The organism is Micromonospora sp. NBC_00821 (genome assembly GCF_036347035.1).
GTDB classification, from domain to species: Bacteria; Actinomycetota; Actinomycetes; order Mycobacteriales; family Micromonosporaceae; genus Micromonospora; species Micromonospora hortensis.
In genome coordinates this window covers 898,924-923,121 of record NZ_CP108880.1, presented here as the reverse complement: position 1 = coordinate 923,121, position 24,198 = coordinate 898,924, and the positions used below count along the sequence as shown (strand labels likewise).

Annotated in this window: 25 protein-coding genes; 14 read left to right on the top strand and 11 right to left on the bottom strand. The window is 71.8% G+C overall.

The features are described from left to right. The first annotated feature begins 63 nt into the window (after nucleotides 1-63). A complete protein-coding gene (locus OHB44_RS04350; protein ID WP_238683648.1) occupies nucleotides 64-1,212 on the top strand; it encodes an Mrp/NBP35 family ATP-binding protein in 1,149 nt (382 codons plus the stop codon). Between the two features lie 161 nt (nucleotides 1,213-1,373). Here the strand turns inward: OHB44_RS04350 and OHB44_RS04345 are convergent, their stop codons facing one another. Continuing rightward, a complete protein-coding gene (locus OHB44_RS04345) occupies nucleotides 1,374-1,796 on the bottom strand; it encodes a preprotein translocase subunit TatB (RefSeq protein WP_091394791.1) in 423 nt (140 codons plus the stop codon). Between the two features lie 97 nt (nucleotides 1,797-1,893). Next, the gene (locus OHB44_RS04340; RefSeq protein ID WP_330439701.1) at nucleotides 1,894-3,315 is read right to left on the bottom strand and encodes a S1C family serine protease; all 1,422 of its coding nucleotides are present in this window, start codon (nucleotides 3,313-3,315) and stop codon (nucleotides 1,894-1,896) included. A 314-nt stretch (nucleotides 3,316-3,629) separates the two neighbouring features. On the opposite strand from OHB44_RS04340, the gene OHB44_RS04335 reads away from it, so the two are divergent. Beyond that, entirely contained in the window at nucleotides 3,630-4,199 is a 570-nt protein-coding gene (locus OHB44_RS04335; RefSeq protein WP_238683858.1) for an O-methyltransferase, read from the top strand. Between the two features lie 54 nt (nucleotides 4,200-4,253). Here OHB44_RS04335 and OHB44_RS04330 read toward each other — a convergent pair whose 3' ends face one another. Together OHB44_RS04330 and OHB44_RS04325 are read right to left on the bottom strand one after the other, a co-directional pair. After that, on the bottom strand, nucleotides 4,254-5,729 hold the full coding sequence (locus OHB44_RS04330; protein ID WP_330439700.1) for a leucyl aminopeptidase family protein: 1,476 nt from the start codon (nucleotides 5,727-5,729) through the stop codon (nucleotides 4,254-4,256). A gap of 147 nt (nucleotides 5,730-5,876) precedes the next feature. Continuing rightward, complete coding sequence (locus OHB44_RS04325) at nucleotides 5,877-6,044, bottom strand: DUF3117 domain-containing protein (protein WP_007455245.1); 168 nt, start codon at nucleotides 6,042-6,044, stop codon at nucleotides 5,877-5,879. A gap of 190 nt (nucleotides 6,045-6,234) precedes the next feature. On the opposite strand from OHB44_RS04325, the gene OHB44_RS04320 reads away from it, so the two are divergent. From OHB44_RS04320 to OHB44_RS04305, 4 genes are read left to right on the top strand one after another with little or no spacing between them, the layout of a single operon-like run. Next, nucleotides 6,235-7,053 carry a PaaX family transcriptional regulator gene (locus OHB44_RS04320; RefSeq protein ID WP_091394799.1) on the top strand — a complete coding sequence of 273 codons (819 nt, stop codon included), beginning with the start codon at nucleotides 6,235-6,237 and terminating at the stop codon, nucleotides 7,051-7,053. Between the two features lie 4 nt (nucleotides 7,054-7,057). After that, on the top strand, nucleotides 7,058-7,849 hold the full coding sequence (locus tag OHB44_RS04315) for an enoyl-CoA hydratase-related protein (RefSeq protein ID WP_266303734.1): 792 nt from the start codon (nucleotides 7,058-7,060) through the stop codon (nucleotides 7,847-7,849). A gap of 59 nt (nucleotides 7,850-7,908) precedes the next feature. Continuing rightward, a complete protein-coding gene (locus OHB44_RS04310; protein WP_266303735.1) occupies nucleotides 7,909-9,207 on the top strand; it encodes a DUF1800 domain-containing protein in 1,299 nt (432 codons plus the stop codon). Between the two features lie 14 nt (nucleotides 9,208-9,221). Then, the gene (locus OHB44_RS04305; protein ID WP_330439681.1) at nucleotides 9,222-10,463 is read left to right on the top strand and encodes a DUF1501 domain-containing protein; all 1,242 of its coding nucleotides are present in this window, start codon (nucleotides 9,222-9,224) and stop codon (nucleotides 10,461-10,463) included. On the opposite strand, the gene OHB44_RS04300 is transcribed toward OHB44_RS04305, so the two are convergent. After that, on the bottom strand, nucleotides 10,460-11,083 hold the full coding sequence (locus OHB44_RS04300) for a hypothetical protein (protein ID WP_330439680.1): 624 nt from the start codon (nucleotides 11,081-11,083) through the stop codon (nucleotides 10,460-10,462). The genes OHB44_RS04305 and OHB44_RS04300 overlap by 4 nt on opposite strands. A gap of 13 nt (nucleotides 11,084-11,096) precedes the next feature. Beyond that, nucleotides 11,097-11,678 carry a DNA-3-methyladenine glycosylase I gene (locus OHB44_RS04295; protein ID WP_323181883.1) on the bottom strand — a complete coding sequence of 194 codons (582 nt, stop codon included), beginning with the start codon at nucleotides 11,676-11,678 and terminating at the stop codon, nucleotides 11,097-11,099. A 113-nt stretch (nucleotides 11,679-11,791) separates the two neighbouring features. Between OHB44_RS04295 and OHB44_RS04290 the strand changes: the two genes are divergently transcribed. Further along, nucleotides 11,792-12,712 (top strand): sterol desaturase family protein, encoded by a 921-nt coding sequence (locus OHB44_RS04290; RefSeq protein ID WP_238683654.1) that lies wholly within the window; start codon nucleotides 11,792-11,794, stop codon nucleotides 12,710-12,712. Here OHB44_RS04290 and OHB44_RS04285 read toward each other — a convergent pair. Together OHB44_RS04285 and OHB44_RS04280 are read right to left on the bottom strand one after the other, a co-directional pair. After that, a complete protein-coding gene (locus OHB44_RS04285; protein ID WP_238683655.1) occupies nucleotides 12,657-13,154 on the bottom strand; it encodes an SRPBCC family protein in 498 nt (165 codons plus the stop codon). The two genes, OHB44_RS04290 and OHB44_RS04285, sit on opposite strands and share 56 nt — an antisense overlap. Continuing rightward, nucleotides 13,151-13,786, bottom strand: coding sequence for a DivIVA domain-containing protein (locus OHB44_RS04280; RefSeq protein WP_266303738.1), 636 nt, complete (start codon nucleotides 13,784-13,786; stop codon nucleotides 13,151-13,153). Before OHB44_RS04280 ends, OHB44_RS04285 begins: the two co-directional genes overlap by 4 nt. 156 nt (nucleotides 13,787-13,942) lie before the next feature. Here OHB44_RS04280 and folP point away from each other — a divergent pair, with 156 nt between their 5' ends. Then, nucleotides 13,943-14,812, top strand: coding sequence for a dihydropteroate synthase (gene folP, locus OHB44_RS04275; RefSeq protein WP_330439677.1), 870 nt, complete (start codon nucleotides 13,943-13,945; stop codon nucleotides 14,810-14,812). Between the two features lie 67 nt (nucleotides 14,813-14,879). Here folP and ndhC read toward each other — a convergent pair whose 3' ends face one another. Then, nucleotides 14,880-15,257, bottom strand: a complete 378-nt coding sequence (gene ndhC, locus OHB44_RS04270) for an NADH-quinone oxidoreductase subunit A (RefSeq protein ID WP_091394827.1) — start codon at nucleotides 15,255-15,257, stop codon at nucleotides 14,880-14,882. A gap of 129 nt (nucleotides 15,258-15,386) precedes the next feature. On the opposite strand from ndhC, the gene OHB44_RS04265 reads away from it, so the two are divergent. From OHB44_RS04265 to OHB44_RS04255, 3 genes are all read left to right on the top strand, one after another. Beyond that, complete coding sequence (locus tag OHB44_RS04265) at nucleotides 15,387-16,865, top strand: hypothetical protein (protein ID WP_266303740.1); 1,479 nt, start codon at nucleotides 15,387-15,389, stop codon at nucleotides 16,863-16,865. A gap of 279 nt (nucleotides 16,866-17,144) precedes the next feature. Further along, nucleotides 17,145-18,992, top strand: coding sequence for a 2-oxoacid:acceptor oxidoreductase subunit alpha (locus tag OHB44_RS04260; RefSeq protein WP_238683659.1), 1,848 nt, complete (start codon nucleotides 17,145-17,147; stop codon nucleotides 18,990-18,992). After that, a complete protein-coding gene (locus OHB44_RS04255) occupies nucleotides 18,985-20,019 on the top strand; it encodes a 2-oxoacid:ferredoxin oxidoreductase subunit beta (protein ID WP_330439675.1) in 1,035 nt (344 codons plus the stop codon). Before OHB44_RS04260 ends, OHB44_RS04255 begins: the two co-directional genes overlap by 8 nt. Before the next feature lie 69 nt (nucleotides 20,020-20,088). Here the strand turns inward: OHB44_RS04255 and OHB44_RS04250 are convergent, their stop codons facing one another. Then, a complete protein-coding gene (locus OHB44_RS04250) occupies nucleotides 20,089-20,733 on the bottom strand; it encodes an FMN-dependent NADH-azoreductase (protein WP_266303742.1) in 645 nt (214 codons plus the stop codon). A gap of 82 nt (nucleotides 20,734-20,815) precedes the next feature. On the opposite strand from OHB44_RS04250, the gene OHB44_RS04245 reads away from it, so the two are divergent. Next, nucleotides 20,816-21,295, top strand: coding sequence for a MarR family winged helix-turn-helix transcriptional regulator (locus OHB44_RS04245; RefSeq protein WP_238683662.1), 480 nt, complete (start codon nucleotides 20,816-20,818; stop codon nucleotides 21,293-21,295). 68 nt (nucleotides 21,296-21,363) lie between these two features. On the opposite strand, the gene OHB44_RS04240 is transcribed toward OHB44_RS04245, so the two are convergent. Then, nucleotides 21,364-22,377: a potassium channel family protein gene (locus OHB44_RS04240; RefSeq protein ID WP_112603739.1), complete on the bottom strand. Its 1,014-nt coding sequence runs from the start codon at nucleotides 22,375-22,377 to the stop codon at nucleotides 21,364-21,366. 166 nt (nucleotides 22,378-22,543) lie between these two features. Here OHB44_RS04240 and OHB44_RS04235 point away from each other — a divergent pair, with 166 nt between their 5' ends. Continuing rightward, nucleotides 22,544-23,056 (top strand): SigE family RNA polymerase sigma factor, encoded by a 513-nt coding sequence (locus tag OHB44_RS04235; RefSeq protein ID WP_238683663.1) that lies wholly within the window; start codon nucleotides 22,544-22,546, stop codon nucleotides 23,054-23,056. Between the two features lie 11 nt (nucleotides 23,057-23,067). After that, nucleotides 23,068-24,189 (top strand): hypothetical protein, encoded by a 1,122-nt coding sequence (locus OHB44_RS04230; RefSeq protein WP_330439672.1) that lies wholly within the window; start codon nucleotides 23,068-23,070, stop codon nucleotides 24,187-24,189. The last annotated feature ends 9 nt before the right edge of the window (nucleotides 24,190-24,198 follow it).

The following is a 24,198-nucleotide window of genomic DNA, read 5'->3' as shown; positions in this document are numbered from 1 at the left end:
GATTGGCTCACACCGCCCCGGGCAGCGGCGGCAACGGATGCCCCGCGACGTAGCATTGCGGGCATGTCAGCACCCGTGAGCACCGTCGAGGACGCGATCCAGGCCGCCCTGGCCACCGTCAACGACCCGGAGATCCGCCGGCCCATCACCGAGCTGGGCATGGTCCGCTCCGCCACGATCGGTGCCAGCGGTGTCGTCCGCGTCGAGCTGCTGCTCACCGTCGCCGGCTGCCCACTGAAGGACAAGCTGCGTAACGACATCACGGCCGCCGTCGCCGCGGTGCCCGGCGTCACCGGCGTGGAGATCGACTTCGGTGTGATGACCCCCGAGCAGCGGCAGGGGTTGCAGTCGCAGCTGCGCGGCGGCGGCGCGACCGAGGAGCCCGTCATCCCGTTCGCCCAGCCCGGCTCGCGCACCCGCGTGTACGCGGTGGCCAGCGGAAAGGGTGGCGTCGGCAAGTCCAGCGTCACTGTCAACCTGGCGGCGGCGCTCGCCGCCCGCGGGCTCTCCGTCGGCGTGGTCGACGCCGACATCTACGGCCACTCGGTGCCCCGGATGCTCGGCACGGAGGCACGGCCCACCCGCGTCGAAGACATGATCATGCCGCCGCAGTCGCACGGCGTGAAGGTGATCTCCATCGGCATGTTCACCTCCGGCAACGCCGCAGTCGTCTGGCGCGGTCCAATGCTGCACCGGGCACTGCAGCAGTTCCTGGCCGACGTCTACTGGGGCGACCTGGACGTGCTCCTGCTCGACCTGCCGCCGGGCACTGGTGACGTGGCCATCTCGCTGGCCCAGTTGCTGCCCAACTCGGAGATCCTGATCGTCACCACCCCGCAGACCGCCGCCGCCGAGGTCGCCGAGCGGGCCGGGGCGATCGCCCTGCAGACCCACCAGCGGGTGGTAGGCGTCATCGAGAACATGTCCTGGCTGGAGCTTCCGGACGGCTCCCGGATGGAGATCTTCGGCGCCGGCGGTGGTGAGGCGGTGGCCGCGTCGCTGAGCCGGACCATCGGCGCGCAGGTGCCGCTGCTCGGTCAGATCCCCCTGGACACCCGGGTCCGCGAGGCCGGCGACGCCGGCAACCCGATCGTGCTGGCCGAGCCGGGCTCCCCGGCCGCTCAGGCGCTCGGCACGATCGCCGACCGGCTCGCCCTGCGCCGCGAGTCACTGCTCGGCAAGCCACTCGGTCTCAAGCCCGCTGGGCGCTGACCACCCGGAACACCGTCAGCCCGTCGGCCACTGTTGGCCGGCGGGCTGAGTCGTGCCGGTGGGTGGTCCAGCAAGGCCGCCGCGGCGGGCGCGATCCGGCCGAGTCCGGGCAGGGCGGGACCAGCCGGTCGCGGGCACTAGCCGGTCGGGGCGCGGGTCGGTCAGGTGGCGTCGTCGTAGCTGGCGCGGGGGGCCGGAGCCGAGGGGCTGCTGGTGGCAGTGCCGGAGCGGGCCTCGTTCGACCGGAGGTCTGCGGCGTTGGCCACGTCCTTCAGGTCGTTGTGCACGCCGCTGACGTCCGCGCGCAGGTTGTCGTAGACGCCCTGCAACGGCTTGCGGATCGCCGCCTCGTCCTCCTCGCTGAGGAGGTGCTTGCGGATGAACGCCTTCGGATGCAGGTCTTCCAGCTGAATGTCGGTGCCCAGCTCACGGCTCAGGTCGCCGGTGGCGTTGCGGGCCATGTTGCGCAGGTTGCGCACCAACCGCAGGCCGTCGGTGATCACGGCGGGGAGCCGGTCGCCGAAGATCAGCAGCGCCAGGAGCAGCAGCGCACCGATCTCCCACCAGTTCAGGTTGTCGAGCATCCCGCGGGCCTCCTCTCGGCGTCAGCAGCAAGACTACGCACGGCGGACGGCTTTCGGGCAAGGGGTGCGCCGCTGTTCACTTCGCTTCCGTGGTGAGTCACTTCGCGTCCGCGGCGAGAGTTACCGAAGTGTTCTGCCGAGCGGAGCCCCGCCGATACTCGACGGTCACGACCGAGCCCGGCGCGTACTTGCGGACCAACGCCGTCAGATCCGTCGGCTCGGTCATCGGCCGCCCGTTGATCTTGAGAATCACGTCGCCGACCTTCAGTCCGGCGCCGTCCGCGGGGCCGGACGGCTCCACCTCGGCCAGCCGCAGGCCACCCCCGACAACCCCGGTGGGGCCGTCCGCCCGGGCGCCGATCACCGTACGCCGGGCCTTACCGGTGCCGATGATGTCCTGGGTCACCCGCTTGGCCTGGTTGATCGGGATGGCGAAGGCGAGCCCGATGTTGCCCGCCTCGTGTCCCTCGGCCACGAGTGACTTGATGGTGGAGTTCACTCCGACCACCCGGCCGGCACCGTCGACAAGTGGGCCGCCCGAGTTGCCGTGGTTGACCGCGGCGTCGGTCTGGATGGCCGCGTAGTACCGCACCGGGCCGCCCGGCTCACCGGCCTGCATCGTCCGGTCCAGCGCACTCACGATGCCGGCGGTGACCGTGTTGGCAAGCGACAACGGCGAGCCGATGGCGAGCACGGGGTCGCCGACCGCCAGCGCGTCGGAGTCGCCGAACTCCACGGGTCGCAACCCGGGACGACTCACCTTGATCACCGCGATGTCCGACTCCGCGTCCTGGCCGACGATGGTCGCCGGCGCGGTGCTGCCGTCGTTGAAGACCACCGAGGCCTTGCCGGTGCCGCCGGCCACCACATGGTCATTGGTGATCACATGGCCGTCGGCGGTGGCGATGAACCCGGAGCCCTCACTGGTCCCGCCGAGGCTGCTCATCCGTACGGTGACCACGCTGGGCAGAACCCGTTCGGCGACCCCGGCCAGCGACTCCGGTTTGCGCTGCGCCAGCGCCGGCACCTCCGCGGGCGCACCGCCGAGGACCGCCGCACCGGCGCCGCCGCGCACCGCGAACGCGTAGCCCAACGCACCGCCGAGGGTGCCGGCGAGCAGCGCGGTGATCACGGGAATGAGCAACAGGTGGCGCAGAGTCGGCCGGCCCGGCGCGTCGGGGTCGCTGACCGGCTCGGGCTCGGTGCCGGGGGCCACCACCCCGGGCACCACCACTGCGGTAGGGGCCGCCGGGTCGCGCCAGGGGTCGGCGAGCGCGTCCGACCACCAGGCCGACGCGTCGGCCGAGTTGGGGGCGCCCGCAGCCGGCCCCGGCCAGCCCGGTGTCGGCCCGCCGGCAGACGCCGGCCAGCCCGGTGCCGGTCCGCTGCCTGGCGGGGCGAGGGGCGCACTGTTGGCCCCCGGCATGGTCGGCGGCCCCACCGACGGGGCTCCTGCCCCGGGCGGTCGCGCCGGAGCCGGAGTCTCACCGCCCCGGCGCCAGTCCCAGCCGTCGGTCACGTCGGTGCCTCCCAGTCCGTCCCCGGATCCCGCGCCGCATCGCCCGGCCACGGGCCGGTCTGGTCGCGGCTGACGGGATACCGCCTCCAGGATTGCACGGATGGACGCGGTGCAGTCAGCGGTTGCCCCGGTGATCGCTTCCGGCGGAGGCGCGGCTGCGCCCCACGACGGTCGCCTCTACGCTCACAGTGCCAACCCGCCCCCGCACCACGCACCGCCCCCGGAGGTGCCCCATCGCCACGGTCGCCGGTTCCGGCAGTTCGACGACACAGGCCCAGCATTTCGCCGAGTCGTACGTCACCGAGGATCTCGTTCTGCGTACCGCCCGCAGCCTGGCCCGGGAGGTGGGCCTCGACGCGGTCACCCCCGGCGCGGGGGCGGCGCTGCGGCTGCTGGCCGCCGCCGGCAACGCCCGTGCGGTGGTGGAGATCGGCACCGGCACCGGAGTCAGCGGCGTCTGGTTGCTGCGCGGCATGCGCGTCGACGGCGTGCTCACCACCATCGACGTGGAGGTGGAGCACCAGCGGATCGCCCGGCGGATCTTCGCCGAGGCGGGTTTCGCGGCCGGGCGTACCCGGATCATCACCGGTCGGGCGCTCGACGTGCTGCCCCGGCTCGCCGACGGTGCGTACGACCTGGTCTTCGTGGACGCGGAGGCGACTGGCTTCCACGCCTGTGTGGAGGCGGCGCTGCGGCTGTTGCGCCCAGGGGGCGTGCTGGCGCTCAACGGTGTGCTGGCCAGCGGCCGGATCGGCGACCCGTCCGCCCGGGACGCGGAGACGGTGACGGTTCGCGAAACGATCAAGGCGGTCCGGGAGTCGGAGCACTGGATTCCCGCGCTGCTTCCGGTCGGGCACGGGCTGCTCGCCGCGGTGAAGTGCTGATCCGAGCCCAGGACGGGTCAGAGCCTCGGTCGGGCCGGGGCTCTGACCCACGCGCTAGTTGACGTCGGCGAGCCAGCGCAGCAACGAGCGGACTCCCCAACCGGTGGCGCCTCGGCTGACCTCGGCCTGGTCGCTGTCGGCCCAGGACGGGGCGGACATGTCCAGGTGCAGCCAGCGGTCTCGTAGCTCGCCGGTGAACTCGCGCAGGTAGAGCGCGGCCAGCACCGACCCGGCACCCTGCGCGGGTGCGCTGTAGAGATCGGCGATCTCGCTGCCGAGGTACTCGATGTAGTCGGTGTGCAGCGGCATCCGCCACGCCGACTCGCCGGCCGCCTCGGCCGCCGCCAGCACGCTGGCGGCCAACTCGTCGTTCTCGCTGTAGAGGGCGGCGGTGCGCTTGCCCAGCGCCACCGAGTTCGCGCCGGTGAGCGTCGCCAGGTCGAGCAGCAGGTCCGGTTTGAGCTGCTGCACCGCGTACGCCAGCGCGTCGGCGAGGACCAGCCGACCCTCGGCGTCGGAGTTGGTCGTCTCGCTGGTCGTACCGCCGTAGTGCCGGATGACGTCGCCGGGGCGGAACGCCGAGCCGCTGACCATGTTCTCGGCCAGCGGGGTCAATGTGGTGATCCGGACCGGCAACCGCAGCGCGGCGGCACCAAGGGTGGCGGCGACGACAGCGGCCGCGCCGGCCATGTCCTTGCGCATGAGCTTCATCGACGCCACCGGCTTGATCGAGATGCCACCGGTGTCGAAGGTGATGCCCTTGCCGATCAGCACCACATGGGTGCGCGCGTTGGCGGGGTGCCAGTCCAGTTCGACCAGCCGGGGTCCGCTGGCGGATCCACCGCCCACGGCGAGGATCCCGCCGAAGCCCTCGGTGGCCAGCTCTGCCGGGCCACGGACCCGCAACCGCAGGTCCGGAAGGTCGGCCGCGGCGGAGGCCACCTGGTCGGCGAACCACTGCGGGGTCTTCACCGACGAGGGAGTGTTGGTCAGGTCCCGCGCGAGATGGGTCATCGCGGCCGTGGTGCGGGCCGTGGCGACGGTGTCCTCGTACCCGGCGGGGTCGTCGAGCAGTAGGTCGACGCCGGTGAGCGCCGGTCGGTCGCCGGCCTCGGTGAGCCGGAACCGGTACGGGGCGAGCAGCAGCCCCTCGGTCAACCCGCGAACTGCGGCCGGGGTCACCTCGGCGGGCAGCGCGATGGTGATATGCGTCTCAGCTGAAGCTGAGCGGGCCAGGGCCGCGCCGGCTGTCCGCCAAGCCGCCTCGCCGCCGTCACCGATGCCGAGCAGCAGCAGCCGGCCGGGGGTACGCCCGGGGCGCAGCTGAGTGTGGATCTCGCCGGCTCGGCCCGTCAGCCGGGCCGCTGACGCCAGCGCGGCCGCCTCGTCGGCCGTGCCGTCCGGGCCCGCCACGGCTGTCGATACTGGCTCGGCCGAGGTGTCACCTTCCGCCGTCGAATCGGCGGAGCGGACGGGCAGGACGAGGACGTCGAGCCGGTCCGGCTCGGCGATCAGACGGATTGCGAGCACGCGGAACCGTACCTCCAGGAAAGTGTCGCGGACCGGTGGCGAACCCACCTGACCGCAGCGTTGAAGACCCTGAGCCACCGGCGATTCCGGTGGCTCAGGGTCCAAAGAACGTTCCGGGCGGCGTGAGCCGCCCGGAGCACTCCTTACTCAGCCGGCCGCTGCCTTCAGTGCGTCACCGAGCGCGTTGGCCTCGTCGGGAGTCATCTCGACGACGAGCCGGCCACCGCCCTCCAGCGGGACCCGCATCACGATGCCCCGCCCCTCCTTGGTGACTTCCAGCGGACCGTCGCCCGTCCGCGGCTTCATCGCCGCCATGTTGTCTCCCCTCAGACCTACACCAGGGTCGGTGGGTTGCCCCACAGCCACTTCGTCACGACCACCCGCAACGGTCACGGGGGTGTCGACAAACGATTTTCCCTGATGAACACCGCCGGACCCAAACCGGAGCAGCATTGATGTAACAGCATCTAGCTTATCTTGAGAAGGCCTGTCACAATGTGCGGTCATGCAGGCACGGTCGGCACTCTTCGACCTGTACGGCGACCACCTCCGTCCGAGGGGTGGCCGGGCACCGGTTGCTGCCCTGGTCAAGCTACTGGCGCCGCTGGGAATCGCACCGCCAGCAGTTCGCACCGCCGTCTCCCGGATGGTGCGCCAAGGCTGGCTCGAGCCCCTCCGGTTGGTCTCCGGACCGGGATATTCGATCACACCGAAAGCTGCCCGCCGACTCGACGAGGCAGCCGCCCGGATCTACCGGACCGGCCGGGTCACCTGGGACGGCCGGTTCGACCTCCTGGTGTTGGAGGCCCCGGGCTCCCGGCGGGACCGCCAACGGCTCGCCGCGAATCTGAGCTTCCTCGGCTACGGAACGCTCGACGAGCAGACCTGGGTCGCCACCCGCCCCGCCGAGGACGTCGACCTCCTCCTCGCCGAGACCGGCATCCGGTTCGAGCGGTTCACCGCCTCGCACTTCTCCGGCACCCCCGGCGCGATGGGCGTGGTCCGACGCGCCTGGAACCTGGCCGAGATCGGCCGCGCCTACGAGCGGTTCGTCGCGGACCAGCGCCCGCTGCTCGCTGCGGTCACAGTGCGCAGCAGCGACGAGGAGGCGTACGCGACGCGGTTCCGCCTCGTGCACGCGTGGCGTACGTTCCTCTTCCAGGATCCGCAGCTGCCCCCGGCGCTGCTGCCCGAGCGGTGGCCCGGCACCGCCGCGGCCAGTTTCTTCGACCGGCACGCAGCCCGCCTGCGTCCGGCCGCCGACCGGTACGTCGAACAGTGCCTCGACGCCGGCAACCGCATCGTCCGACAGAAGGGTCGTTAGACACGTGACCGAGCCGCTGCTGGTCGACCGGACCGACGCCGTCGTCACCCTCACGCTGAACCGGCCGAACGCGATGAACGCGCTCGACGTGGCGCTCAAGGAGGCGCTGCGGGACGCCCTCGCGGAGCTGGAGACCGACCGGTCCTGCCGTGCTGTCGTCCTGGCCGGGGCCGGCGGAGCGTTCAGCGCCGGTCAGGACCTACGCGAACACGTGGCCACCCTGGAAAACTCCGCCAATGACCCGCTGGGCACCGTGCGGGCGCACTACAACCCGATCGCCGCCCGGCTCGCCAACCTGCCCAAGCCGGTGATCGCCGCGGTCCGCGGGATGGCCGCCGGGGCGGGCGCGTCGCTGGCGTTCCTGGCCGACATCCGCATCGGCGGTCCGACCACCAGTTTCCTGATGGCCTTCGCCAAGATCGGTCTCGCCGCCGACACCGGCGCTTCCTGGACGTTGCCCCGGCTGGTCGGCCACGCCAAGGCGGTGGAGCTGCTGCTGCTGGCCGAGCCGGTCCGCGCCGAGGAGGCCTGCCGGTTGGGCCTGCTCAACCGGCTGACGGACGACGACGAGCAGGTGTTGCCCGTCGCCCAGGAGTTGGCCGCCCGCCTCGCCGCCGGCCCGACCATCGCGTACGGGGCGATCAAGCGACAGCTCTCCATCGCCGACGCCGGCACCCTCGCCGACGCGCTCGCCGCCGAGGCGCAGGCCCAGTCGATCTGCGGCGCCACCGCCGACCACCGGGCGGCCACCCTCGCCTTCGTCGGCAAGCAGAAACCGGTCTTCGAGGGACGCTGAACGCGATCCGGACGCCGCCCTTACCGTCCTCGAACACGGAACGCCTAGCGTCGGCCGGTATGAGCGATCGTGAATCGGTGGCGCACCTGCTGCGCCGGGCCACCTTCGGGCCGACCGCCGACGAGGTGGACGCGGCCGAGCGGGCCGGGCCGGCGGCGACACTGGACCGGCTGCTCACCCCGCCCGCGACGGACCGGGGTGCGGCGGCCACACCGGTTCCGACGCTACCCCCGGACCCGTACGCCGGGCTGACCAAGGACTCCACCCGTGAGCAACGGCAGCAGGCCAACGCGGAGCGCCGCAAGCAACTCCAGCAGGTCACCGAGTGGTGGCTGGACCGGATGGTGGCCGCCGAGGACGGGCTGACCGAGAAGTTGCTCTTCTTCTGGCACGGGCACTGGGCCACCAGCGCGCAGAAGGTCAAGTCAGCGCGGCTGATGGTGGGCCAGTTGGAGACGCTGCGCCGGCACGGTCGTGGGCCGCTGGGCCCACTGTTCGCCGCGATGGTGCGCGACCCCGCCCTGATCGTCTGGCTGGACGGGCAGAAGAACACCCGCAAGGCACCGAACGAGAACCTGGCCCGCGAGCTGATGGAGCTGTTCACCCTCGGCATCGGCGCCTACAGCGAGGCCGACGTGAAGGCCGGCGCGCGGGCCCTGACCGGCTGGGTGGTCGACCGGCGTACCGGTGCGGCCCGCTTCGAGACCCGCCGGCACGACCCCGGCGAGAAGAGCATCCTCGGACGGAGCAGCCGGTTCGACGCCGAGGCGTACGCCGGCCTGCTGGCGGCCCAACCGGCAGCGGCGACCTTCGTCGCCGGTCGGCTCTGGTTCCGCTACGCCGGCACCGAGACCCCGGCACCGGATGGCCTCGCCGGCGCGGACACCATCGCGACAGTGCGCGCGCTCTTCTCCGCGCCGGCCTTCGCGCAGACCCGGGGCACGCTGGTGAAGCAACCGGTGGAGTGGTTGGTCGGTGCGCTGCGGCAGCTCGGTATCCGACCGTCCGCGCTGCCCGAGCAGCAACGTCGACAACTGCTGGCCGGTCTGAACGCGCTCGACCAGGTGCCGTTGCGCCCACCGAGCGTCGGCGGTTGGCCGGCCGGGTCCGCCTGGCTGACCACCTCGTCGTTGCAGGCCCGGCTGCGGACGGCCGGGGTGCTCGCCGCCGCCACGGCACCAGCGGTGCTGGCCCGCCTGACCGCCGCGCCCACCGCCGGCCGACCGGACGCGCTGGCCCGACTGCTGGTGGTCGACGGCTGGGGCGCACGCACCCGGGCGGCTCTCACCCCGCTGGCCGGTGAGCCCCGCAAACTGCTGGCCGCCGGCCTGGTCAGCCCCGAATACACAGTCAGCTGAGCGGAGGAGTCGACATGGACGCAGTGACCCGACGCAGGTTCCTGCTGACCAGCGGGGTGGTCGGCGCGGGCGCGTTGGCCGCCGGGGCCGGCGCGTACAGCCTGCGAGACCTGCTGGACACCAGCGGGGACCGGGACCCGCAGTCCCGCACGCTGGTGCTGGTGACCCTCTACGGCGGCAATGACGGCCTCAACACTGTCATTCCGTACGGCGACCCGGCCTACCGGGCGGCTCGCCCGGAGCTGGCGTACCCGGATGGGGAGGTGCGGCGGTTGGACGACGACTTCGGCCTCAACCCGGCGCTGGCCGGCCTGCACCAGCGGTGGTCCGGCGGTGGGTTGGCGATCGTGCGCGGAGTCGGCTACCCGAAGCCGGACCGCAGCCACTTCCGTTCGATGGACATCTGGCACACGGCGCAACCGGACCGGCCCGGCAACACCGGCTGGCTCGGGCGGTGGCTGGACCGCGCCGGCGGCGACCCCCGGCTGGCGGTCTCCTTCGAGCCGGCGCTGCCGCCGCTGCTGGCCGGGGCCGAGAGCGCCGGTGCGGCAGTGCCGGTGACCGACCGGAAGGCCGCGAAAGGGCTGCCCGCGGCGACACTGACCGCGTTCGCCGCCGCCGAGGCGGGCGAGTCGGCGGCCCGGGGCCGGGCCGCCGCCTGTTTCGCCGACCTGCGCTCGGTGGACGAGATGATCCGCCAGGTACGCGACTCCGCCGACCCGGACACGGCGGACCCGGACGGCGAGCAGGCCCCCGCGACGGCCACCGGCGGGGCCCGCACCCCACTGGACGCGCAGCTCGACCTGGTCGCGCAGTGCGTCGAGGCGGGGGTGTCCACCCGGGTCTTCTCGGTGTCGCTGGGCGGCTTCGACACGCACGCCGACGAGAAGCAGTTGCAGGCCGTGCTCCTGGGTCAGCTGGACCGGGCGTTGACCGGGTTCGCCGACCGGATGAGTCGCACCGAGGCGGGCCGGAAGGTGGTGGTGGCGGTCTACTCCGAGTTCGGCCGTCGGGTACGGGCCAACGCCTCGGACGGCACCGACCACGGCACCGCCTCGGACGTGCTGCTGCTCGGCGCGGGCGTTCGGGGTGGCTGGCACGGCGCACCACCGAGCCTCACCGACCTCGACGACGGCGACCTGAAATACACCACCGACTTCCGGGACGTCTACGCCACGCTGCTGGAGCGGGTGCTGGACACCGACCCGGGCCCGGTCCTCGCCGACTGGCGGGGACGAGTGGAGAAGCTCTTCTAGTCGTCCTCTTCCGGGTCCTGGTTGGCCTGCTCGCCCAGCACGAACGCCTGCATGGCCAGCTCGTCGCCGGCCGGCGAGACGAAGGCGGGCAGCTCACGCGGGCCCAGCTCCTGCACGTAGGACCAGAACAGCCGAACCGCCTCGGCCGGCGTGCCGGCCTCGATCGGCAGGTCGAGGCTGACCAGCCAGGTGCGCCGCGCCGGGGGCGGGCCGAGCTGGTCGGCCAGCGCCCGGAAGGCCGCCGGCGCCACGGCGGTGACCGGCCCGTCGAACGTCAGCAGGTCGGCCGGCACCGGCTCGTCGAAGGCCCGCCGGGTGTACGCGACAACGAGCGTGCCCGGCTCGACCGGGGACTGCGGGTCGTCCGGGTCTTCGCGATGGCGTCGACCCGGCGCGGTGACCCGGCCGAGGGCCACCAGCCGTGGCGGCGCGTCGACAAGCACGGCCACCTGGTCGCCCAGCCCTGGCCGGGCGACGTCGGTCAGCCCGGTCAGCTCCAGCGTGTCGTGGTGCACGAGCCGCTCGGCCTCGTACCGTTCGGCGGGCAGCAGCACCGCCCAGGTGCCCACCCCGTCGGCGTTGCCGGCCGCACCGGCCCGGTGCGCGGTCTCGGTCGTCATGCCTGCAATCTCATCACGCCGCCGATGCAAGGGTGACGTGACAGCCGACGATGTGATCGTCGACCATCCCGGTGGCCTGCATGAGCGCGTACGCGGTGGTCGGGCCGACGAACCGGAAACCGCGCTTCTTGAGTGCCTTGGCCATCGCCGTCGACTCCGGCGTGATCGGCGCCAGCTCGGCGAACGAGGCGGGGCGAGTTGGTCGTGGCTCCGGCGCGAAGGACCAGAGCAGCGCGGACAGGCCCTCCGGCAGCTCCAGTGCGGCGCGGGCGTTGGCGATCGCCGCCTCGATCTTGGCCCGGTTGCGGACGATGCCGGCGTCGGCGAGCAGCCGGGTCACGTCGGCGTCGTCGTAGCGGGCGACGGTCGGGATGTGGAACTCGTCGAAGGCCAGTCGGAACGCCGGACGCTTGCGCAGGATGGTCAGCCAGGACAACCCGGACTGGAACGCCTCCAGCGTCATCCGCTCGTAGAGCGCGTCGTCGCCGCGCAGCGGCCGCCCCCACTCGGTGTCGTGGTAGATGGCGTAGTCGGGGGTGCTCGACCCCCAGGCGCAGCGAGGCAGCCCATCGGCGCCGATCACCAGGTCAGTCACCTCGTACACGCTAGGGCATCCGTCCGACACCCCATTGCCACCGGCCGTCCGGCTGCCTATGGTGCTTGTTACCGACCGGTAGGTCGAGGTCACCCGACGGTGCGCCCCGACCGGTGACGGCGAGCGGAGGCCGCGCGGTGAAGGAGTTCCCGGACGTCATCGCCTGGTCGATCCCGGCCTTCGTGCTGCTCATCGTGCTGGAGCGGGTCTCCTACCTGCTGCACCGCGACGACGACGAGGTCGGCTACGGCGGCGCCGACACCGCGACCAGCCTGACGATGGGCCTGGGCAGCATCTTCGCCGACCTGCTCTGGAAGGTGCCGATCGCCGCCGCGTACGCGCTGCTCTACGCGCTCACCCCGCTGCGGGTCGCCGAGCTCTGGTGGACCTGGCCGCTGATCCTGCTCGCGCAGGACTTCTGCTACTACTGGTCGCACCGCGGCCACCACGTGATCCGCATCCTCTGGGCCTCGCACGTGGTGCACCACTCGTCGCAGCGGTTCAACCTCTCCACCGCGCTGCGCCAGCCGTGGACCGGCCTGACCAGTTGGGTGTTCTACATCCCGCTGATCGTGGCCGGCGTCCACCCGGCCGTGGTCGCGTTCTGCGGCTCGGTCAACCTGCTCTACCAGTTCTGGATCCACACCGAGCGGATCGACAAGATGCCGCGCTGGTACGAGGCGGTGTTCAACACCCCGTCGCACCACCGGGTGCACCACGCGTCGCAGGGCAGCTACCTGGACCGCAACTTCGGGGGCATCCTGATCGTCTGGGACCGGCTCTTCGCGTCGTTCGCGCCGGAACGGGAGCGTTGCGTGTACGGCCTGACCACTAACGTCGGCAGCTACAACCCGGTCCGGGTGGCCTTCCACGAGTACGCCTCGATCGCCCGGGACCTGCGCGCCGCGGTGACCTGGCGGCACCGGGTCGGGCATCTCTTCCGCGCACCGGGCTGGCAGCCAGCGCCGGGCTCCCCGGTCAGGGCAGCCGGCCCTGCTCGACCAGACGGGCAAACCTCTTCAGCGCCTGGGTGAGGCCGAGCTTGGAGCCGGGCCAGAGCACCGGCCACGCCAGCCGACCGGCCCGACCGCCCGGCAGGTGGAACCACTCGTGCCAGACGACCTGGGTGCGGTCCCGGTCCAGTTGGGTGCAGCGCAGCACCCCCGGGCCGCGCAGCAGTTGGCCGTGGTGCACGACACCGATCTCGTACGGCTCGTCGACCCGGACCACCAGCATCTCGTCGCGCAGCGTCGCCCGGCCGAGCGCGGTCACCGCCTCGATCCGGCTGCCCTCGCGCCCGTCGCCCTCGACCACCCGGACGCGGGTGAACGGGATCCAGTCGGACTGACGTTCCCACGCGAGCAGCGCGGCGAACACCCGCTCCGCCGGGGCCTCGACGATCACCGTGGCGGTCACCTCACCGGCGCCGGGTCGGGCCGCCTCGCGAAGATCGTCGGCACCCCCCGGCTCGGTCATGCCGACTCCGACCGAACCACCGCGTCGCGCTGCTCGGTGTCGGCGGTCTGCTCACGATCGGCCGATTCGTCGTCGTCGGCGGGCGCGGCGGCAGGTGCCACCCCGTCGGAATCCGCCGGGGACGAGCTGGCGGCGGGCAACGGACCGGGAGTCGTCGAGCCGACCGGGGCCGAGCCCGCCTCGCCGTTCAGCGGCGCGTCCTTGCCCGGCTCCGCCGTCTCGCCCGGCTCGGTCGCCTCGCCGGCCTCGGCCGCGTCCACGGGAGTCACCCTGCTGGCGGACTGCTCACGGGCCTGCCGCAGCACGTCCGCGTCGTCGGTGCGCCCCTCACGCAAGGCGATGACCTCCGACTCCAGTACGCCGATCAGCTCGGACTTGTAACCGATGTCGTAGGCGGCACGGCGCAGCGCCTTATCGACCTGGTCCATCCGGTACCCGCGCAACCCGGTGTCGAAACGGACCGCCCCCACGTCGGATTCGCGCAACGGGCGGGTGCCCGGCAACGCCACGGCCTGCGAATCCGGCTCGGCCGGCACCAGACCGGGATCGCGCCCGCTGACCAGCACCGTCACGCCGAATATCACCGCCGCGACGGTCAACGCCACGACCAGGAGGAGCAGAAGCTGACCCATGCACTGATCGTGGCATGGCAGCCGGCCGGGAGCGACCCCGCCACCCGCCTCGATCATGATCGGTGCCGACGCCCGCCCGGAATCGTGGACGGGCGACCGACTAGCGTCGGGACCGGCCGACGCGGCGGCGACGGCGTGAACTTCCAGGAGGCGGGCATGGCCGGGGCGCTTCGGCTGGGTGGGCACACGTTCGCCCCCGGCGAGTTGGTGGTGATGGCGATCATCAACCGCACGCCGGACTCGTTCTTCGACCGCGGGGCCACCTACGCCGCCGACAGCGCTCTGCGCGCTGTGGAGCGGGCGGTGGACGAGGGCGCGGCCATCATCGACATCGGCGGCGTCAAGGCCGGCCCCGGCGCGGACGTGGACGTCGCCGAGGAGATCCGGCGAACGGTGGACACCATCGCTGCCGTCCGAGCCGCGTTTCCGGAGGTGGTGATCTCCATCGACACCTGGCGGGCCGAGGTGGCGACGGAGGCCGTGGCGGCCGGGGCCGATCTCCTCAACGACACCTGGTCGGGCGTCGACCCGGCGTTGGTCCGGGTGGCCGCGCGGACCGGCGCCGGCCTGGTCTGTTCGCACGCCGGCGGGCTGACGCCGCGGACCAGGCCACACCGGGCCGCCTTCACCGACGTGGTCGCCGACGTGGTCGCGACGGTGACCGGGCTCGCCGAGCGCGCGGTGGCGGCAGGGGTACGCCCCGACGGCATCCTCATCGACCCGGCGCACGACTTCGGCAAGAACACCCGGCACTCGCTGGAGATCACCCGCCGACTGGACGAGTTGACCGCGACCGGCTGGCCGGTGCTGGTGGCGCTCTCCAACAAGGACTTCATCGGTGAGACGTTGGACCTGCCGGTGGCGGAACGGCTGGAGGGGACGCTCGCCGCGACGGCCGTCTCGGCCTGGTCGGGCGCCCGGGTCTTCCGGGCCCATCAGGTCGGCCCGACCCGCCGGGTGCTGGACATGGTGGCCTCGATCCGAGGCGACCGCCCGCCCACTGTCACCCGCCGGGGGCTCGCCTGACCGGTCGTCGCCGTAACCGACAGCAAACGGTCGGACGGACCGACACGATCGCCGGAGGCAGTGGCGCTCAGGTCCAGCGAAGGATGTTCCTACGCCAGGCGTAGAGGATGCCGAGCGCGAGCACTGCCACGAACACCGCCATCTCCACCACCGTCACCAGACCGAAGCCCGGCCGGTCGAAGACCACCGCCCACGGAAAGAGAAACACCGCCTCGACCGCGAACAGCACGTAGAGGTAGGCGTACACGTAGTAGCGGATCTGCATCTGCGCCCAGTCGGCGCCGACCGGGTCGAGCCCGCACTCGTAGCTGGCCCGCTTGCCCGGCGGGTCGGCCGGACGCGCCGGGCGTAACACCCGGTTGGCCGAGAACGCCGTAACGAAGAAGAGAACGCTGGCGAGCAGCAGGAGACCGAGCGTCGCGTACGAGCCCAGGTATCCGTTCACAGTCGGCAGCCTACCGCCCGCCCGGACGGGCCGTCCCAAACACGTTACGGATTTGTTTCCAGATGGGACTAGTGCACCGGGGCAACTGTTACCGAATATTGGACACCCACCCATGTCACCGGAGGACAGATGGCCCGCGTGAAGGCATCGCCCGGTAACCGGGCGGAGGGGCGGCGTTCCACGCCCCTGCTGGCGACCGCGCTCGCGCTCGGCCTCCTCACGGCACTCGCCGTGGGGCCAGCCTGGGCAAGCGCGGCCGCACCGGACGCGGACCCGGTCGCCACCTCGGCCGAGCCGGTCAACGAGCCGGGAGGCGAGGAACCCCCGACCACACCGGCGGAGGAACCCACCCCGACCGAAGACCCGGGCGGTGACCCGGAGCCGACCGACCCGGCACCGGAGACCGCCGCGCCACCACCGGAGACGACGCCACCGGCGCCGGTGACCACCGCCCCGGAGGTCCCGCCACCGCCGACCACCAGCGCGCCCGCGCCGGGCAGCACCACCCGGCCGCCCAGCCCGGCTCCCCCGGTGCCACCGACGGCGCCCCCCGCCCCGCCGACACCGCCGGCCCCGACGGTCCGCCCGCCCGCGCCGGGTTCGGCGCCGCCGCCGCAGAGCCCGCTGGGCGTGCAGGTCACCACCGGCGACGTCACCCTCGGCGAGACGTACTGGAACACACCGAGTACGGCCGCCACCCTCCAGGTCACGGTGCACAACACAGGTACCACAACGGAACAGATCCGGCTCTCGTACACGCTGCCCGCCGGGCTGACCGACGCCGGAACGAAGGGCTGCGCCGCCGCCGGTGGTGGGACGTACCGCTGCGGTGCCTGGACCGCCGGGGCGGGCGTTCGGTTCAGCACTGTGCTGCGGCTGCGGGTCGCCGGCACGGCGTGGAAGCAGATGCCGCTCAGCGGCTCCGTCCAGGTCGTCGCGGACGCGCCGGGAGCCGCCGGAGAGGTGACCGACGACCAGGGCTTCGCGGTGCTCTTCCCGGCGGGCCCGCCGGTACCCGGGATCGACCTCGCCGCCGACGAGGTGGCCTTCGACATCAGCGGCGGCCCCAGCACCCTCACGCTCCGGCTGGGTAACACCGGCGCTGTGGACGCCGCCGGCCGGGTCGAGGTCGTCCTGCCGGCCGGGGTCACCGTGCCGACCCCGCCGCTCGGCTGCGTGGCGGTCGACCCGACGCGTACCCGCTGCGACGCCGGCCTGGTGCTGGCGGGCACGACCGCGGAGGTGCAGTTGCCGGTGGAGGCGACGCCACAGGCGCAGCGGGAAGCGCCGCTGTCCGGGGCCGTGGTCGGTCAGCTCGATCCGCGCAGCGGCCCGACCCGTCGGGTGCAGATGAGCTTCCGGATCACCGCGGCGGCCGCGCTGGCCACGCCGGTGGTCTCCCCGCCCGCGCCAACCGGCTCGCAGGGCGTACTGCCCGCCGGTGCCGCGACCGGAGACGGCGGGGTGACCTCGGTGCAGCGCACCGCCGTGATCCTGATCGCGGTCTCCACGCTGCTGGTGGTGCTGGCCCTCACGCTAGCCACGATCTCGCTACGCCGCCGGCTCGGCGGCCCGTCGCCGGAGCCCGCGCCCAGCCCCGCCGACTGATCGACTGACGACCCCCGCAGCGCGCGGCCGGGTCGTCGGCGGAAGCCGGTGGTGATCTGAATTACGGCGGGCGGTGCATAACCCCGCAAAAGCGGGCATTCTGCAACCCGATCCGGTCCCAGTCGGCGGACCTCCGGGGATGGTTAGGGCTCCCTTAGACGTAGGCTCTCAGGTGAGGAACGACAGCGGCCGGGCCAGCCTGGGGCGGTGCGGTGAAGCGTTGCGTCAAGGAGGTTCCGTGGCCGGGCAAGCCCCGCAGTCGCGAACGAAGGTGGCACAGTGACCAAGCAGATCCGTCAACTCGACCGCGTGGTCATCCGGTTCGCCGGTGACTCGGGCGACGGCATGCAGCTGACCGGCGACCGGTTCACCTCGGAGACGGCGCAGCTCGGCAACGACATCTCCACGCTGCCAAACTTCCCCGCCGAGATCCGGGCTCCCGCCGGCACCCTGCCCGGCGTGTCGAGCTTCCAGGTGCACTTCGCCGACTACGACATCCTCACGCCGGGCGACGCGCCCAACGTGCTGGTGGCGATGAACCCGGCGGCACTCAAGGCCAACCTGGCCGATCTGCCGCGCGGCGCGGACATCATCGTCAACACCGACGAGTTCACCAAGCGCAACCTCGCCAAGGTCGGTTACCAGGCCAGCCCACTGGACGACGACTCGCTGGCAGGTTACGTCGTGCACCCGGTGGCGCTGACCTCGATGACGGTCGGCGCGCTCGCCGCCCACCAGGTGTCCAAGAAGGACGCCGAGCGGTCGAAGAACATGTTCGCGCTCGGCCTGCTCTCCTGGATGTACTCCCGGCCCTACGAGTCGACGCTGCGCTTCCTGGAACGCAAGTTCGCGTCCCGGCCGGAGCTGGTCGCCGCGAACGTCGCCGCCTTCAAGGCCGGCTGGAACTTCGGCGAGACCACCGAGGACTTCGCGGTCCGCTACGAGGTCAAACCGGCCAAGATGAAGCCGGGCACGTACCGCAACATCACCGGCAACGCGGCGCTCTCGCTCGGGTTGGTCGCCGCCGGGGTCCGCTCCGGGCTGCCGGTCTTCCTCGGCGCGTACCCGATCACGCCCGCGTCGGACATCCTGCACGAGCTGAGCAAGCACAAGCGCTTCGGTGTGCTCACGATGCAGGCCGAAGACGAGATCGCCGCCGTCGGCGCGGCACTGGGCGCCTCCTACGGCGGGTCGCTCGGCGTGACCACCACCAGCGGCCCCGGCGTGGCGCTCAAGAGCGAGACGATCTCGCTCGCGGTGGCGCTGGAGTTGCCGCTGGTGATCGTGGACGTGCAGCGTGCCGGCCCGTCGACAGGCATGCCGACCAAGACCGAGCAGGCCGACCTCAACATGGCGCTCTACGGTCGGCACGGCGAGGCACCGGTCGCGGTGATCGCGCCCCGGTCACCGTCGGACTGCTTCTTCGCGGCACTGGAGGCGGCCCGGATCGCGCTCACCTACCGCACCCCGGTGATCCTGCTGTCCGACAACTACGTCGCCAACGGCTCCGAGCCGTGGCTGCTACCGGACGTGGAGTCGCTGCCCGACCTGCGGGTCGAGTTCGCCACCAAGCCCAACGGCGACGACGGCACCACCTTCCTGCCCTACCTGCGTGACCCGGAGACCCTGGCCCGACCGTGGGCGATCCCCGGCACTGCGGGCCTGGAGCACCGGATCGGCGGTCTGGAGAAGGCCGACAAGACCGGGGACATCTCCTACGACCCGGCCAACCACGACTTCATGGTGCGTACCCGGGCCGCTCGGATCGAGACCATCCCGGTGCCGGACATCGAGGTGGAGGACCCGGACGGCGACGCCCGGGTGCTGGTCCTCGGCTGGGGCTCGACGTACGGGCCGATCGGCGCGGCGTGCCGCGGGGTCCGTCAGCGTGGCCTCTCCATCGCCCAGGCGCACCTGCGGCACCTGGCACCGATGCCGGCCAACCTCGGTGAGGTGCTCCGCTCGTACGACAAGGTGGTCATCCCGGAGATGAACCTGGGCCAACTGGCCCACGTCATCCGGGCCCGCTACCTGGTCGACGCGATCAGCTACAACCAGGTCCGCGGCCTTCCGTTCACGGCCGCCGAGCTGGAGACGACGCTGGAAGAGGTGCTGAAGAATGTCTGAGCCCGTCGCCGTCAAGCTCACCGCGAAGGACTTCAAGTCCGACCAGGAGGTGCGCTGGTGCCCCGGCTGCGGTGACTACGCGATCCTGGCGGCCATCCAGCAGTTCATGCCGGAGCTGAACATCCCCCGGGAGCGCACCGTCTTCGTCTCCGGGATCGGCTGCTCGTCCCGCTTCCCGTACTACATGAACACGTACGGGATGCACTCGATCCACGGTCGGGCCCCGGCGATCGCGACCGGCCTGTCGGTGTCCCGGCCGGACCTGTCGGTCTGGGTGGTCACTGGCGACGGCGACGCGCTCTCCATCGGCGGCAATCACCTGATCCACGCGCTGCGGCGCAACGTCAACCTCAAGATCCTGCTGTTCAACAACCGGATCTACGGTCTGACCAAGGGCCAGTATTCTCCGACATCCGAGGTCGGCAAGGTCACCAAGTCGACACCGACCGGCTCTGCGGACGCCCCGTTCAACCCGCTCTCGCTCGCCCTCGGCGCAGAGGCCAGCTTCGTCGGCCGCACCATCGACTCCGACCGCAAGCACCTCCAGTCGGTGCTACGGGCCGCCGCCGAGCACGAGGGTTCGGCGTTCGTGGAGATCTACCAGAACTGCAACATCTTCAACGATGGGGCGTTCGAGCAGCTCAAGGACCCGTCCACGCGGGACAACTACCTGATCCGCCTGGAGCACGGCCAGCCGATCACCTTCGGGGCCGACGGGCAGTTCTGCGTGGTGCACCCACCGGGTGGCTTCGGCCTGGAGGTCCGGGACACCAGCTCGGTCCGCCCGGAGGAGATCGTCGTGCACGACGCGACGGTGACCGACCCTGCTTACGCCTTCGCGCTGTCCCGGCTGCCCGGCCTGGACCTGCGCAACACTCCGATCGGGGTGTTCCGCTCGGTGGACCGGCCGTCCTACGACAGCGTGGTGCAGGCTCAGCTCGCGGCCGCGAAGGCGAAGGTCACCGAGACCCCCGAGCAGCAGCTCGCCAGCCTGCTGGGCAGCGGCGACACCTGGACGATCATGTAACCCGTCCGCACCGACGAGAGCGGCCGTCCCCGATCCGGGGGCGGCCGCTCTCGTCGTACCGGCGCTTTATCAGCGCTGGGCGGTGGCCGGCATCCAGAGGTTGTCGATCTCCTTCTCGGCCGTCGCGAGGCTCGCCTCGTGCAGCGGGATCAACTCGGCCATCGCCGGCACCGACGGCGCCAGGGTCAGCTCGGCGCTGATGAAGCGCGGCTGCAGGCCGGTCATCGACAGGCCGTGCGGGAGCCACGGCTCGGCGTGGTCCCAGCCGAAACGAGGGGTGCCCTCGCCGTAGCCGCCGCCGCGGGTGGCCAGCACCACGAACTCGCGTCCGCCGAGCAGGCCCTCCTGCGTCGTCGGGTCGTACGCCAGCCCGGGAACGATCAGGTGGTCGACCCAGGACTTGACGCTGCTCGGCGCGCCGAAGTTGTAGAGCGGCAGGCCGAGCAGCACCACGTCGGCCTGCTTCACCTCGTCGACGAGCCGCTCGCTGAGCTGCCAGGACTCGCTCTGGGCCGGCGTGTGCTGGTCCGGAGGGGTCATTCGCGCCAGCCCGCCGTCCGCGTCCAGGTGCGGCAGCGGCTCGGCGCCCAGGTCCCGGTAGGCCACGGTGCCGTCCGGGTGGGCCGCACGCCATGCGTCGACCGCACGGGCGGTGAGCCGCCGGCTGACCGACCAGTCACCGCGGATGCTCGAATCAATATGCAGCAGATGCATCATTCCTCCTTCAGAGATCGTTCGTGAGGCACCAACTATTTATAGCAGGCCGATGTTCCGCTGAGTCGGTAGACTGGGTCACATGTCCGCGCAGCCGCTCGACTCCTCCGAGCACCGCTCGGGCGCACTCCTGGACCATCTGGCCCGGCGGATGCGACTGCGGTCGGAGTCGGTGCTGGCGCCGCTGGGGCTACGCCCCCGGCATCTGGTCGCACTCACAGTGCTGCGCGCCGGCGGCGGCACCGGGCAACAGGCGCTGGCCACCATCCTGGAAATGGACAGCACCAACATCGTCGGGCTGCTCAACGACCTGGAGGCGAAGCAGCTGATCGAACGTCGGCGCTCACCCGAGGATCGCCGCCGACACGTCGTCGAACTCACCGAAGATGGGGCAAAACGCCTCAGCGAGGCCGAATGCGCCCTGGCCGGCGCCGAAGACGAGGTGCTGGGCGCGTTGGATCGCGCCGAGCGGGAGACGCTCTACGAACTGCTCAGCCGGGCCTCCACCGGCACGGCCGTCAGCTGCACCGAGGCGATCTGCGTCGCCGACGACACCTGCTGACGCCGCCTCGCAGCGGCGAGAGCGGCACCGTCATGCCAGCGGTCACCACCGCGACAGCGGTGTGACGATCAGGCGGTGGTGGCCGACTGGGGGCGGTCGTCGCGTACGTGCACCAGCATGTCGCCGGTCTCGATCACCGCGCCGGCCCGGTCCGCCAGGGTTACCACCTTGCCCCGCCGCACCAGGGCGATCACCAACGACTCCAGCTCGCGCGGCGAGCGACCCACCTCGTCCCGCTCGGCGGAACGCATCGCCAGCGCCATGCCCTGGCCGGGGGTGAGCAGGTCCTCCACCACGTCGATCAGCGGCGGCGCCGAGGTGGACAGGCCGAGCAGCCGGCCCGCCGTGGCCGAGGAGACGATCACGTGGTGCGCGCCGCTCTGCTTGAGCAGCGGGGCGTTCTCCGCCTCCCGCGCCGCCGCGATGATCCGGACCTGTCCGGCAGTGAGCTGCCGTACCGTCAGCGCGACCAGCACCGACGCGTCGTCACTGTCGGTCGCGATGATCACGGCCTTCGCGTTCTTGACGTGCGCCTCGTTCAGCACCGACGAACGGGTCGCCGAACCCTCGATCGCCACCAGCCCGGCAGAGGTGGCCTGCCGCAGAGCGGCGGCGCTGCGCTCCACCACCACGATCCGCGAGCGGTCCAGACCGTTCTCCATCAGGGCGGACACCGCGCTGCGCCCCTTGGTGCCGTAGCCGCAGATGATGACGTGGTCCTTCACGGCTCTCCTCCACCGCGACAGGCGACGGCCGGTCCGGTACTGCTCGGTCAGAACTTCCAGGGTGGTGCCGACCAGGATGATAAGGAAGATCACTCGGGCCGGGGTGATGAAGAGGACGTTGACCAGCCGAGCCGACGGCGCGGCCGGGGTGATGTCCCCGTAGCCGGTGGTCGAGAGCGACACGACCGCGTAGTAGAAGCAGTCGAGGAGGGTGAGGCCGTCCTCGTTGACATCGCGGTAGCCGTCCCGGCCGAGGTAGACCGCGGCGACCACGGCGAAGACCAGGCCCAGCGCGGCGGCGAGCCGAAGGCTCAGCGCGCTCAGTGGGCCCCGGCGCTGCGCGGGAAAATGGATCACCGTCGAACCTGCTCCCCCGCCGTCGCCTGCACGCCCACAACATAGCGGGTACACCGTCGACCGCACGCCCGGGTTGCGGCGGACAACCGGCGGCGTGCCCGCACCCGACTACCGGACGACAACGACGAACCGGTGCAGGCCGGCAGACGGAGGGGGCGCGACCCTCGTGACGACGAGCGGCAGACGGCGAGCCGAGGCCGACGACGAATACACCGAGTACGTCAGATCCCGGATGGTGCAGTGGCGGCGCACCGCCTACCTGATGTGCGGGGACTGGGACCGGGGCGACGACATCCTGCAACGGGTGCTCACCGAGCTGTACCGCTCGTGGGCGCGGGCCCGGCAGGCCGATCACCTGGACGCGCTGGTCCGGACCATGTTGGTGCGGCGACTGATCGACGAGCGGCGGTTGCGGTGGGCGCGGGTCCGCCTCGGCGCCGCGCTGCCCGACGTGTCCAGGTCCTTTGCCGACCCGACCGACCGGATCACGGTGGTGGGCGCGCTGCGGCAGGTGCCGCCACGCCAACGGGCGGTGCTGGTGCTGCGGTACTTCCAGGACCTCAGCGTCGAGGAGACCGCCCGGGCCATGGGCTGCTCGACGGGGACGGTGAAGAGCCAGACCGCCAAGGGCCTTGCCACCCTGCGCACCCTGCTCACCCCCACCCTGACCGCGAACTGAGAGGAGCGACGATGCTTGACGAACGCCACATCGGCGACCTGATGCTGACCGAGATCGAGTCGGCCGAGCGGCCCTCCGTCGTGCTGGACGTGGAACGGGCGATGAGCACGGCACGGCGGCAACGCCGCCTCGCCCAGGGTGCCGGCGCCGCGCTGCTGGCGGTGGCACTGACCGTCGGCGGGCTCACCGTCCCCGACCTGCTCACCCCGGACCGACCGCCGGCCCCCGCCCCGTTCGGCACGGCGCCCGCCGATGGCGAGACCGGTCTGCCGGTCGCGCTCACCACTGTCGACCCACAGCGGGTTTACGTCCGGTTCGGCTGGCTGCCGGACGGGCTGCGGGATCTCCAGTACCAGGCCGGACTGCTCCTCTCCGGCCCGGGTGTGCACCTCAGCGCGTCGAACGGCCGCACCGACGACCAGCGACAGTTCGTGGCCGTCTCGCTTCTTCCGAAGGACGTGCAACCGTCGGCACCGCAGCGTGACAGCGGGGAGTTGGCCCTGGCCCGTGCCACCGAGGCCGGTCCCGAGCTGAACGGCGGGCCCAGCGTCTTCACCAGCTATTCCGGTGCCGAGAAGCCGGAGGCGATCCTGCGCTGGGAGTACGCCCCGAAGGGCTGGGCGCAGGTCCGGGTGTTAGGGGTGGAACCGGATGCGCGGGACGCCGCGGTGCAGGTGGCCCGTTCGCTACGGTTCGATACGAGCCTCGTCCCGATGCCGGCGACGGTGACGGTGACAGGCTTACCGGCCAACCTGGGGCTGATCACGGTCGACGTGTCCGAGTCCCTGGATGAGCCCCTGACCTGGTACGTCGGGATGACCTGGACAGCGGAGCCGGGCACCGAGCCCGGTCGGCAACGGGCCCGGACGCTGTCCCTCGGCGTCTCCCGCTACCGCAACATCACCGATCCCACGGCCAGGGGGTACGTCGACCCGAACACCACACTTGACGGACACCCGGCGCGGTTCACCGGAGAGAACGGCAACGAGTCGTTGACCGTCTACGACGTCCACGGAGTGAATGTGTCGATCGACGACAGCGCTCTGCTTCCCACCGGCGGCACCCGGGCGCTGTTCCCGGCGGTCACGCTGGTGGCCGATCCGGCCAACTGGCACACCCACCTGGCCCGGTGACGGGGTCGG